General features: G+C 63.3%; 10 protein-coding genes. 4 read left to right on the forward strand and 6 right to left on the reverse strand.

Annotated features, from left to right (window positions below):
- The first annotated feature begins 29 nt into the window (after positions 1–29).
- The gene (xylB, locus tag JET14_RS17975; RefSeq protein ID WP_200335323.1) at positions 30–1,487 is read left to right on the forward strand and encodes a xylulokinase; all 1,458 of its coding nucleotides are present in this window, start codon (positions 30–32) and stop codon (positions 1,485–1,487) included.
- An 80-nt stretch (positions 1,488–1,567) separates the two neighbouring features.
- Positions 1,568–2,878: a xylose isomerase gene (xylA, locus tag JET14_RS17980; RefSeq protein WP_200335324.1), complete on the forward strand. Its 1,311-nt coding sequence runs from the start codon at positions 1,568–1,570 to the stop codon at positions 2,876–2,878.
- A gap of 138 nt (positions 2,879–3,016) precedes the next feature.
- Here the strand turns inward: xylA and JET14_RS17985 are convergent, their stop codons facing one another.
- The 4 genes from JET14_RS17985 to JET14_RS18000 form a co-directional block, all read right to left on the reverse strand.
- The gene (locus JET14_RS17985) at positions 3,017–3,844 is read right to left on the reverse strand and encodes an SDR family NAD(P)-dependent oxidoreductase (RefSeq protein ID WP_200335325.1); all 828 of its coding nucleotides are present in this window, start codon (positions 3,842–3,844) and stop codon (positions 3,017–3,019) included.
- A 111-nt stretch (positions 3,845–3,955) separates the two neighbouring features.
- Positions 3,956–5,041: a hybrid-cluster NAD(P)-dependent oxidoreductase gene (locus JET14_RS17990; RefSeq protein ID WP_281435275.1), complete on the reverse strand. Its 1,086-nt coding sequence runs from the start codon at positions 5,039–5,041 to the stop codon at positions 3,956–3,958.
- A gap of 1 nt (position 5,042) precedes the next feature.
- A complete protein-coding gene (locus tag JET14_RS17995) occupies positions 5,043–6,287 on the reverse strand; it encodes an aromatic ring-hydroxylating oxygenase subunit alpha (RefSeq protein WP_200335326.1) in 1,245 nt (414 codons plus the stop codon).
- 126 nt (positions 6,288–6,413) lie between these two features.
- Complete coding sequence (locus tag JET14_RS18000) at positions 6,414–6,788, reverse strand: RidA family protein (protein ID WP_246750366.1); 375 nt, start codon at positions 6,786–6,788, stop codon at positions 6,414–6,416.
- A gap of 68 nt (positions 6,789–6,856) precedes the next feature.
- Between JET14_RS18000 and JET14_RS18005 the strand changes: the two genes are divergently transcribed.
- Together JET14_RS18005 and JET14_RS18010 are read left to right on the forward strand one after the other, a co-directional pair.
- The gene (locus JET14_RS18005) at positions 6,857–7,834 is read left to right on the forward strand and encodes an L-threonylcarbamoyladenylate synthase (protein WP_200335327.1); all 978 of its coding nucleotides are present in this window, start codon (positions 6,857–6,859) and stop codon (positions 7,832–7,834) included.
- 4 nt (positions 7,835–7,838) lie between these two features.
- Positions 7,839–9,272, forward strand: coding sequence for an FAD-binding oxidoreductase (locus tag JET14_RS18010; protein WP_200335329.1), 1,434 nt, complete (start codon positions 7,839–7,841; stop codon positions 9,270–9,272).
- Here the strand turns inward: JET14_RS18010 and JET14_RS18015 are convergent.
- Positions 9,269–10,672, reverse strand: coding sequence for an MATE family efflux transporter (locus tag JET14_RS18015; protein WP_200335331.1), 1,404 nt, complete (start codon positions 10,670–10,672; stop codon positions 9,269–9,271). The genes JET14_RS18010 and JET14_RS18015 overlap by 4 nt on opposite strands.
- A gap of 235 nt (positions 10,673–10,907) precedes the next feature.
- A complete protein-coding gene (gene purD / locus JET14_RS18020; RefSeq protein ID WP_200335333.1) occupies positions 10,908–12,179 on the reverse strand; it encodes a phosphoribosylamine--glycine ligase in 1,272 nt (423 codons plus the stop codon).
- Positions 12,180–12,195: the final 16 nt, after the last annotated feature.

A 12,195-nucleotide genomic window follows, 5' to 3' on the forward strand; every position in this document is an offset into this window, starting at 1 on the left:
GAAGCTGATCACAACAAGGGAGGAAAGACATGTATCTCGGGCTTGACCTCGGCACCTCCGGCCTCAAGGCCATGCTGATCGACGAGAACCAGAAGGTGATCGCCAGCGCCGATGCGCCGCTCACCGTCCAGCGCCTGCATCACGGCTGGTCGGAGCAGAACCCGGCTGACTGGATCGCCGCCTGCAAGATTGCCGTCGGCCGCCTCGCAGAACGCCATCCGGCCGAGCTTTCCGCCGTCAAGGGCATAGGCCTTTCCGGCCATATGCACGGCGCAACGCTGATCGATGCGGCCGGCGAGGTATTGCGGCCTTGCGTCCTTTGGAACGACACCCGCTCCTATGTGGAGGCCGCGCAGCTCGACGACGACCCGCGTTTCCGCGCGATCACCGGCAATATCGTCTTCCCCGGCTTCACCGCGCCGAAGCTTGTCTGGGTCAAGAAGAACGAGCCGGAAACCTTCGCCAAAGTGGCCAAGGTACTGCTTCCGAAGGACTATCTCCGCTTCTGGCTGACCGGCGAATATATCTCCGAAATGTCGGATTCTGCGGGCACCGCCTGGCTCGACACGGCCAGGCGCGACTGGTCGAATGAACTGCTGGCGGCAACCGACCTTCGCCGTGAACAGATGCCATCCCTTGTCGAAGGATCGGAAGCGGGCGGCGCACTGAAACAGGCGCTGGCGTCGGAATGGGGCATGACCGGCCCGGTCGTCGTGGCCGGCGGCGCCGGCGACAATGCGGCCTCTGCCTGCGGCATGGGCACGGTTGCAGACGGCGCGGCCTTCGTCTCGCTCGGCACGTCCGGCGTGCTGTTCGCCGCCAACGATCGCTACAGGCCGAAACCTGAAAGCGCCGTCCATGCCTTCTGCCACGCCCTTCCCGGCACCTGGCACCAGATGGGCGTGATCCTGTCGGCCACCGACGCCCTCAACTGGTACGCCAAGGTGACCGACAAGAGCCCGGCCCAGCTTTCGACCGAAGTTGGCGACACGCTTCAGGCGCCGGGCGATGTGACCTTCCTGCCCTATCTTTCCGGCGAGCGCACGCCGCACAACGACGCCGCCATTCGCGGCGCCTTCATCGGCCTTGCGCATGAAAGCGACCGCTCGGCGATGACACGCGCGGTGATGGAAGGCGTCGCGTTTGCGCTGCGCGACAATCTCGAGGCTTTGCGGTCCGCCGGCACCGAGCTTTCCCGCATTACCGCCATCGGCGGCGGATCGCGTTCGCGCTACTGGCTGAAAGCGGTGGCAACCGCCCTCAACCTGCCGATCGACATTCCCGCCGACGGCGATTTCGGCGCGGCCTTCGGCGCTGCCCGTCTCGGCCTCCTGGCCGCGACCGGCGCCGATCCGCTCGCCGTCTGCACCCCGCCGGAAACGGCGGAGACCGTTGACCCGGAGACGGCCCATACGGCTGCCTTCGAGGAGGCCTATCAGCGTTTCCGGGCGCTGTATCCGGCCATCAAGACCCTTTCCGGAGAATGACGCGAAGAGCGGGCGCCCGGCTGCACGCCCGGCCCCCGCGCCCCCGCGGACAATGACAACCCCAACAGGGAGTATCCAAGATGAGCACCGGCTTTTTCGGCGACATCGCCAAGATCCAGTATGAAGGCCCCGAAAGCGAAAACCCGCTTGCCTTCAAGCATTACAATCCCGATGAAATCGTCATGGGCAAGCCGCTGAAGGAACATCTGCGCTTTGCCATCGCCTACTGGCATTCGCTGGCCTGGGAAGGCGGCGACCCCTTCGGCGGCCGCACCTTCGACCGTCCGTGGTATGACGGCGCCATGGACAAGGCGAAACTGAAGGCCGATGTCGGCTTCGAGCTGTTTTCCCTGCTCGGCGCGCCCTTCTACTGCTTCCACGACGTCGATGTCCGTCCGGAAGGCGCGAACTTCGCCGAAAACACGAAGAACCTGAACGAGATCGTCGATTATCTCGGCGAAAAGCAAGAGGAAACGGGCGTCAAGCTTCTCTGGGGCACGGCCAACCTCTTCACCCACCGCCGCTTCATGTCGGGTGCTGCCACCAACCCGGATCCGGACGTCTTCGCCTTCTCCGCAGCAACCATCAAGACCTGCATGGACGCCACCAAAAAGCTCGGCGGCCAGAACTATGTCCTTTGGGGCGGCCGAGAAGGCTACGAGACGCTGCTCAACACCGACATGGGCCGCGAACTCGACCAGATGGCGCGCATGCTGCACATGGTTGTCGAGTACAAGCACAAGATCGGCTTTGAAGGCCAGATTCTGGTCGAACCGAAGCCGCAGGAACCGACCAAGCACCAGTACGACTATGACGTCGCCACCGTCTACGGTTTCCTGCAGAAGCACGGGCTGGAAAAGGAAGTGAAAGTCAATATCGAACAGGGCCACGCGATCCTCGCCGGTCATACCTTCGAACATGAACTGGCGCTTGCCCGCACGCTCGGCGTTCTCGGCTCCATCGACATGAACCGCAACGACTACCAGTCCGGCTGGGACACCGACCAGTTCCCGAACAATGTTCCGGAAATGGCGCTTGCCTATTACCAGGTTCTGCTCGCAGGCGGTTTCACCACCGGCGGCACCAATTTCGACGCCAAGCTGCGCCGCCAGTCGATCGATCCGGCCGACCTGCTTCACGGCCATATCGGCGGCATGGACTGCTGCGCCCGCGGCCTGAAGGCAGCAGCGAAGATGGTTGAAGACGGCGCCCTTTCGAACCCGCTTGACGAGCGCTATGCCGGCTGGGAAGGCGAAACGGCGAAGAAGATGCTTGCCGGCGAAATGACGCTGGAAGACATCGCCGAAATGGTCGAAAAGGACGGCATCAACCCTCAGCCGAAATCCGGCCGCCAGGAATATCTGGAAAACATCGTCAACAAATACGTCTGATCACCGGACGCAATTTGAAGGCAAGGAAGCCGGGGCGTGGATGCGCCCCGGTTTTTTTGTTTCCCTCGAGCAGGGGACACAAATCGAATTCCGCATCACCGGGCATTATGCCGCGCGGGCATGCGCAACGCAGCGTGTTCAGGATACCCCCGTGATGCGAAGCGCCCTGCCATCCTTTTCAACGATGTCATTCATCGTGCGCTCAAGCCCGTCAGGGTCGTCCGGGCCGCTGAGCATACGACCGGCAAGGCGGTCGAAACGGCCACGGGCAATATCCGCAATCAGCGCAGCGGCCCGCGACGGCGGGACGTTGATGCCGTCTTCGAAGAGTTGCTGGATACCCGGCAGAAAGGTGCGGCCCGCCTCGGTGTTGAGCTGCATCTCCGTCATCGACGTGCGCACCAGGCCAGGATCGACGGCAAAGGCGCGCACGCCGCCGGGGACGGTCGTGTCGTTCAGGCTCTCGGTAAAGCGCATGATACCCGCCTTGCTCGCCGCATAACCGGAGCCATGGGGAAAGCTGGTGCCCGTACCGCCGCCGACAAGATTGACGATGCGACCGGCGCCCCGTTCCAGCATCGCCGGAGCGACCGCCCGGCAGGTGTGAAAGCAACCGCGCAGGTTGATTTCGATATCGCCCCACCAGTCGTCAGGATCACATTCCCAAATCGGGCCGAAGGCGCGAAACGAGCCGTGATTGTTGATCAGGCAGTCGACCGGGCCGATTTCCGAGGCGATGGTTGAAAATGTCGCCTCGACCGCGGCCCGGTCGACGAGGTCGACCGCATAGGCTTTCGCCTTGCCGCCCTCGTTCTCGATCAGCGCCGCCGTCTCCTCGATCTGCGCCGCGGTGCGCGCAAGAACGGCGACCGTCGCACCGGCGCGGGCCTGGTGCAAGGCAATTTCGCGCCCGATGCCGCGACCGCCGCCGGTAACCACGGACAGTGTTCCCTGAAGATCGGCCATCTTGTTCCTCCCCTGAATGGCTGGACCGCCATGTCGGAGCCCTGAAGAAGGCGGCGGCTTTACGATGTGAGGGGTGCAAGTCTGGCCGACAGCCGGCGGCAACGCAAGGCTTTACGCCTCCACCTCGACATCCGACAGCGGGCGCGAGCAGCAGGCGAGGATATAGCCTTCCTCGATCTCGTCATCGAGGATGCCGCCATTGTGCTGCATGTCGACCTTGCCGGACTTGCACAGGGTGCGGCAGGTGCCGCAGATGCCGCTTTCACAGGCGGCGGGAATGCGCACGCCGGCATTGCGGGCGGTCTGCAGGATGGTGAAACCGGGCTGGACTTCCGCCGTGACGCCCGATTCGGCAAACGCGACGGTGAACAGCTTGTCCTCGTCGCCGCTTTCGCCGATGAAGACGGCCGGCGGCGGCACTTCGGGCTTGAACGTCTCCTGGAAATAATTGTTTTCCATGTCGAAATTCGAGCTTTCGAGCGAATCCCTCACCGTTGCCATGAACGGGTCCGGCCCGCAGCAGAAGACGCGCCGCTCGAGGAAATCCGGCACCAGAAGCGCGATCTTGGCGCGGTCGATAAACCCTCTGAGCCCCGACCACAGCTGGGTGCGCTCAAGCTCGGTGACGATGAAGCCGAGATTGAAGAAGGGCATGTAGCGCGCCTTGTACTCCAGCTCCCAGCGGAAGATGATGTCGCTCGGTGAGCGGGCGCAGTGGATGAAGGCAATGTCCGTATCGGGATCGCGGTCGCCGAGATCCCGCGTCATCGACATCATCGGCGTGATGCCGGAGCCGGCCGAGATGAACAGGTATTTCTCGGCCGGATGTTCGACATAGGAGAAATCGCCGAGGGGGCCGATGGCTTTGAGCTTCATGCCCGGATGCAGGTTCTCGAACATCCAGCGCGTGCCGATGCTGTCTTTCTGGGCCTTCACCGTCACGGCGATGGTGAAGGGCCGCGTCGGGCTGGAGGAGATCGTGTAGGTGCGCATGATCGGTTCCGGACCGACCGGCAGTTCCAGCGTGATGTATTGCCCCGGCAGGTAGCGGAACCAGATGTTTTCCTCCTCCGCCTTGAAGGTGAAGGTCATCACGTCCGGAGCTTCCGGGGTCCAGGCGACGCATTCCAGCATGTGCTCGCGGCCATTCCACGGCACCATCTCGTCGATATGTTTGAACGGTTTTGGTTTCAGCATATCAGGCGACGATGGACAGAGGCGCGTTTTCGTCGGACAGGCGTTCGAGCGAGTGATTGGCGTACCATTCGACGAACTGCATCACGCCGCCCTCGTCTTCCGGCGAATAGGGGCCGGGCTGATAGGCTGGCGAACGGATGCCACGGGCATTTTCCTCGACGATCTGGCGATCCTGGTCATTGGTGAAGGTCCACACATGGGTGAGCTCATCGAGATCGTAGTCGATGCCCTCCACCGCATCCTTCGGCACCAGCCATGTGGTGGTGACTTGCGTTTCCTCCGGCCCGAGCGGCAGGACGCGGAAGGAGATCGCGTGGTCTCCGAGAAAATGGTTCCATGTGGTCGGGTAGTGAAACAGAACAAGCGCGCCGATGCCGGCTGCCGCCGTCTTCTCGCCCATCGGCTTGCGCACGGCTCGCTTGCCCGACATGGTGTAGCTTTCCGCTCCCGCGATCAGCGGCATGCGGGCGATGCGGAACTGGCCGTCCGGATTGATGAGGAATTTCGCTTCAAGACCCGCCGCCTCGCAATGGGCCCAGTGCGCCTGGATTTCCGGGTCCTCCATCATCCCCTGCACCCCGGTCACCGAGGCGGCTTCGGGATAGGTGCGGCAGAGCTCGGGATGATTGGCCGCGCAGTGATAACATTCACGATTGTTTTCCCAGACAAGCTTCCAGTTGCCTTTTTCCACGATCGTGCTCTTGAAGGCGACCTTGGCGTCGCGAATGTTATGCGGCGCGATATAGGGCGAAATGGCCGTGCGCAGCGGCGTGATATCGGGCGCGACATCGGCCAGACAGATGAAGATATAGCCCTCGATGCTCTCGCAATGGACAGGCTTCAGACCGAATTTCGACTTGTCGAAATCCTCGCCCATATGGCGCACATATTGCAGCGTGCCGTCGAGATCATATGTCCACTGGTGATAGGGGCAGACGAGCTTGGCGGTCGTACCCTTGTCGGCGGAGCAGACGCGCGAACCGCGATGGCGACAGGAATTGTGCAGCGCCCGGATGACCTTGTCGCGCCCGCGCGTCAGGATGACGGAATAGTCGCCGACCTGGATCGTCAGGTAATTGCCGGGCCGCGCCAGCTCGCAATCATGGGCGACGAACAGCCAGTCGCGGTAATAGAAATTCTCCATATCGACCCGGAAATAGTCGGGATCGGTGTAGAAGGCGCGGGACAGGGTGAAACCGTCCTGACGGCTCCTCAGTTCGTCGAGCATTTTCTGGCGTGTGGTCATGGGCAGCCTCCGCGGCGAAGACGGACAATAAGGCATATTAAACCATCGCCGGTTACGACCCCGCGTCCCAATCACGACATGACTTTCGGAAATGACGACACGGGGAATTCGCACCGGCCGCCGGCATCAGCCCGGCTGAAGCGCCGTCACCTCGATCTCGATCCGGTATTTCGGGTCGATCAGTCCGCATTCCAGCATGGTCGCCGCCGGCGGATTATCGCCGAAGGTTTCGGCGAGAAGCGGCCAACAGGCCGGGAAATCAGCGGCATCCGGCAGGTAATAGGTCACCCGCACGACATCTTCGAAGCCGCAGCCGGCCTTGGAAAGCGCGCTTCCGATCGCCGCAAGCGCCGAACCGCACTGGCCGGCGACATCCTCCGGAATATTCTCCCCCTGCGCTGTCGTGCCTGCGACATGGACAAAGCCGCCGGCCACCACCGCCCGGCAGTAACCAATCTTCTTTTCATAAATGCCGCCTGAGGCAATCCGTCTTATCGTCATCAAAAAATCCTTTGTTGTGCCGGACCTTTGTTCTAAACGGGAAACGCTCATACAGGAACGGGTTTCAAATGGCGCGCATCATCGACATCGCGGTTGAGGAAGACATTGCGCTGGCCGAAGGCAGCGCTCTTTTGCTGGCCGGCGAACTGGTCGCCATGCCGACGGAAACCGTTTATGGCCTTGCCGCCGATGCGACGAACCCCCAGGCAATCGCGAAAATTTATGCCGCCAAGGGCCGGCCTGCCTTCAACCCGTTGATCTGCCACATGTCCGGGCTTGAGATGGCCGAGGATTATGCCGTCTTCTCGCCGCTGGCGCGCACGCTCGCGCAAGCCTTCTGGCCCGGCCCGCTGACCCTTGTTCTGCCGCTGAAACAGGGGGCTGCGATTGCGCCTGCGGCAACGGCGAACCTGCCGACCGTCGGCGTGCGCGTGCCCCAGGGCTTTGCCGGGCGGCTGATCGCGGAAACCGGACGGCCGCTGGCTGCCCCCAGCGCCAACACATCCGGCAGGATCAGCCCGACAACGGCTGCTCATGTGGAGGCTGATCTTGGTGAAAAGCTGCGGCTTGTTCTCGATGCCGGACCGGCGGAGGTCGGCGTCGAATCGACGATCCTGACGGTCGAGGACGAGATGATCACCCTGCTCAGGCCGGGCGGCATTTCCGCGGCCGAGGTCGAGGCGCTGACCGGTCGCACGGTGACAAGACCGCAGCACAAAACCGCAGTCATTGCCCCCGGCATGATGGTCTCGCATTATGCGCCGAAAGCCGCCGTTCGCCTCGATGCGACGCGCGTCGGTGCGGGCGAGGCGCTGGTGCTGTTCGGGCCTTGCGAGGTCGAGAATGTTTCGGCCGCGCGCGCCGTCTTCCAGCTGAGCGAGACCGCCGACCTTGCGGAAGCGGCAAGCCGGTTATACGACACGATGATCGAGGCAGACCGGAGCGGCGCGACCGCCATTGCCTTCGCCCCGATCCCGAAAGACGGGATCGGCGAGGCGATCAATGACAGGCTTGCCCGCGCCGCCGCACCCCGGAAGGATGACTGACCGCATGACCACGCCCGCACCCGAACTCGTCACCCGCTTTTCCGAGATCGTCGGCGCGCCTTACGCGCTGACGGACGCCGCCGATATCGAGCCCTATCTCACCGAGAACCGCGGACTTTACCGGGGCAGGACGGTGCTGGTGCTCAAGCCCGGCTCGACGCAGGACGTCTCCGCCATCCTGAAGCTTGCAAGCGAAACGAAAACGCCGGTCGTGCCCGCCGGCGGACGCACCGGCCATGTCGGCGGGCACGTGCCGCGCGAAGAGGGCACGGATATCGTGCTGTCGCTGGAGCGCATGGACAGGATCCGCAAGATTGACACCTCGGCCAACGTCGTCATCGCCGATGGCGGCGCGATCCTCGCCGATGTGCAGAAGGCGGCAAGCGACAATGATCGCCTCTTTCCGCTCTCTCTCGGCTCGGAAGGCTCGGCCATGATCGGCGGCAACCTCTCCACCAATGCCGGCGGCACGGCGGTGCTTGCCTATGGCAATATGCGCGCGCTCTGCCTCGGCCTTGAGGTCGTGCTGCCGACGGGCGAGATCTGGGACGGGCTCAGAAGCCTGAAGAAGGACAATACCGGCTATGACCTGCGCGACCTGTTCATCGGCGCGGAAGGCACGCTCGGCATCATCACCGGTGCGGTGCTGAAGCTTTTCCCGAAGCCGCGCGGCCATCAGGTTGCCTTTGCCGGGGTGTCGAGCACGGAAAAGGCGCTAGACCTCTTCAACCTCGCCTCTAACCGCTGCGCCTCGGCGCTGACGGGTTTTGAATTGATGGCCCGTATGGCCTTCGATTTCACGGTAAAGCACACGGACGGCGCGCGCGATCCACTTTCCGAAAAATACCCCTGGTATACGCTGATCGACATTTCGACTTCAGACAGCCAGCAGTCCGCCGACCGGATGATGGAGACGCTTCTGGAGGAGGCCTTCGAAGAAGGTCTCGTGGAAGATGCGGTGATCGCCAAATCGCAAAGCGAGATCGACGAGCTCTGGCACATGCGCAACACCATGTCGGAGGCGCAGAAACCCGAAGGCGGCTCGATCAAACATGATGTCTCCGTGCCGGTCTCGGCCATTCCGACCTTCCTGCACGAGGCGGACGAGGCCGTGATGGAAGCGATCCCCGGCGCGCGCATCTGCGCTTTTGGCCACCTCGGAGACGGCAATATTCATTACAACATCTCCCAGCCGGAAGACGCGGACAAGGCCGCCTTCGTCGCCCGCTGGGGCGAGATCAACAAACGCGTCCACGCCATCGTGCTTGCCCATGGCGGCTCGATTTCCGCCGAACATGGCATCGGCCGGCTGAAGCGCGACGAACTGGCCGAAATCCGCGCGCCGATCGAGATCGATCTGATGCACCGCATCAAGCAGGCTTTCGACCCTGCCGGGATCATGAACCCCGACAAGGTGCTGAAGGTGACGCCGCGCTAGCGCATTACCGCCGCAGCCTCTTGATGAAACACGCCCCATCTCGCGCCGGTCCGCCTGCCGTGAAACCACAGCACCGCTGCCACGAGGCCGAGCATGGCGAGGTCGCTCGAGGGGGCTGCCATCCAGATGCCCTGGCTGCCGAAGAGGAAGGGCAGCAGGAAGATCAGCGGAATATTGAAAAAATACGTCCGCCCGAGGCTCATCACGCCCGCGCTCACGGCCTTGCCGATGGCCTGGAAATAGCCGGCAAGCACCATCACCGGCGCAACGACGACATAGGCGGCGGTAATAATGCGCACGATATGGGTCGTCGCCGCGATCGTCTCGGGATCATCCACGAAGAGGGCCGCAATCGGGCCTGCCGCGAAAAGAAACACCGCCTGCACGATCAGGCCGTAGAAGAGCCCGGTCACAAGCCCGACGACGAGCGTGCGGTTGGACCGCTCATAGATCGCGGCGCCGTAATTGTTGCCCACAATCGACTGGCAGGCGAAGTTCAGGCCCATCAGCGGCAGGAAGACGAAGGTCAAAAGCCTGGAGGCAATGCCGTAGGCGGCGATCGTCAGGTCGTAATCCGTGCCGAACCAGGCCTTGACCGAGACCAGGATACAGGCCGTCGAAAGGCTGATCCCGATCAGTGACAGCGAGGATGGCAGGCCGAGCGCAAGCGTCCGCCGCCAGGCCTCCGTCAGCGGCTTGCCGGTGCGCTCCCAGAGCCGGATCGGCGTGCGGCCGGAAAGCCTGAGAACGACCACGGCGACAAGCGCCAGAAGCTGTGCTGCAAGCGTGCCAATGGCAGATCCCGCCACGCCCCAGCCCAAAAGAGCGATGAAGACGAAATTGAAGCCGATATTGGCGAGCGTCACCAGAACGCCGATCAGCGCCATCGTGCCGGGCCGGCCCTCCGAGCGCAGCGTGTCGCCCTGGGTGCTGATCAGGAATTGCAGCGGACTGCCGAAGAACAGGAGCGCGATATAGGTCGAAGCCATCGCCGCAAGCGCCGCGTCGCCGCCCGACAGCCAGCCGATGAGCGGCCTGCCTGCTGCCAGGTAAAACGCCATCAGCCCCAGCGCCGCCAGCATGGCAAGCGCCGTCGCCGACTGCACGGCCGATTGCGCGCCCGCGTGATCGCCGGCGCCGAGCCGCCGCGCCAGGATCGACGCCATGCCGGAGGAAACGAGCGTCGCCAGCGCGTTGAGCGCCATGAACAGAGGAAAGACCAGTGTGACGGCCGCAAGCGCGCGCGGCCCGACATAAACGCCGAGAAAGATGGCGTCGACCACAGTAAAGAGGCCGCTCACCAGCATCAGAAGCACGATCGGGGCTGCGGTCTTGAAGAAAAGCGGGGCAATCGGCCCCGAAAGATAGGGGTTTGCCCCCGGGTTTGAAGAGGTATCCATGTCGTTGTCCCTCGGGACACTCGTGACGCCTGAGGCGACCGTTTATGGGACCCGCATTGCCATAGGCTTCGAGTGTCGTTCAGAAAAAAACAACGCACAAAGGATCACACGACTTCACCTTCGCCTGGAAAAGCAGGCGCGCGGGCGGCAGGCGTCGCGAGGCCGCGCGCACTTAGCGCCGAGCGAAGGGACAAGTCAAGCGCGTTTGCCGGGAGACCCGCGACCGGCAACCGGTTCAGCCCTCCTCGCGCGCCACTGCCCGCCAGCCGATGTCGCGGCGGCAGAAGCCGTCAGCCCAATCGATATCCTCAATCAGCGCATAGGCGCGGGTCTGGGCCTCGGTGACGTTGTGGCCGAGCGCCGTGACATTCAGGACGCGTCCGCCGCTTGCCACGAGCTTTCCGTCGCGCAGGGCCGTTCCGGCATGGAAGGTGCGCGCCTCGGGTCCGTCGGCGGGCAAGGCGCGGATTTCGCTGCCCTTCTTGTAGGAGCCCGGATAGCCCTTTGTCGCCATGACGACAGTGAGCGCGGTATCCCCGCTCCAATCGGCGGAAGCCTTGTCGAGCGTGCCATCTGCGGCGGCTTCCAGAAGGTCCAAAAGATCGCTTTGAAGCCGCATCATCAGCACCTGGCACTCCGGATCGCCGAAGCGGACATTGTATTCGATCAGTTCCGGGCCCTTTTCCGTGATCATCAGCCCGGCATAGAGCACGCCCTTGAAGGGATGGCCCATTTCCGCCATGCCGCGGATCGTCGGCTCGATGATTTCCGCCATGGTGCGGGCAATCATCGCCTCGTCCATGACGGGGGCTGGCGAATAGGCGCCCATGCCGCCGGTATTCGGGCCGGTATCGCCGTCGCCGACAGCCTTGTGATCCTGCGCGGTGGCAAGCGGCAGCGCATTTTTCCCGTCGGAGAGGCAGAAGAAGCTCGCCTCCTCGCCGACCAGAAATTCCTCGACCACGACCTCGGCCCCGGCAGCGCCGAACGTGCCGGAAAAGCAGTCGTCGATGGCGGCCAGCGCTTCGGCATTCGTGCGGGCAACGGTCACGCCCTTGCCGGCGGCAAGACCATCGGCCTTGATCACGATCGGCGCGCCGATTTCGCCGACATAGGCCTTGGCCTCTTCTTCATCGGTGAAGCGGCGATAGGCGCCGGTCGGAATATCGTATCGGGCGCAGAGGTCCTTGGTGAAACCCTTCGAACCCTCGAGCTGGGCGGCGGCCTTTGTCGGGCCGAAGACCTTGATGCCGGCTTCGCTCAGGGCATCGGCAAGACCGTCCACCAGCGGCGCTTCGGGGCCGACGACGACGAGGCCGATTTCCTTCTCGCCGCAAAAGGCGATGACCGCCGCATGATCGGCCGGATCAAGCTTCACGCATTCGGCGTGGGCCGCAATGCCGGGATTGCCAGGGGCGGCATAAAGCACGCCGAGACGCGACGATTGCGAGATTTTCCAGGCCAGCGCGTGTTCGCGCCCGCCCGAGCCGATCAGAAGGACATTCATGGGGTTCGCTCCAGTT

This window comes from Martelella lutilitoris (genome assembly GCF_016598595.1).
Taxonomy (GTDB): Bacteria; Pseudomonadota; Alphaproteobacteria; order Rhizobiales; family Rhizobiaceae; genus Martelella; species Martelella lutilitoris_A.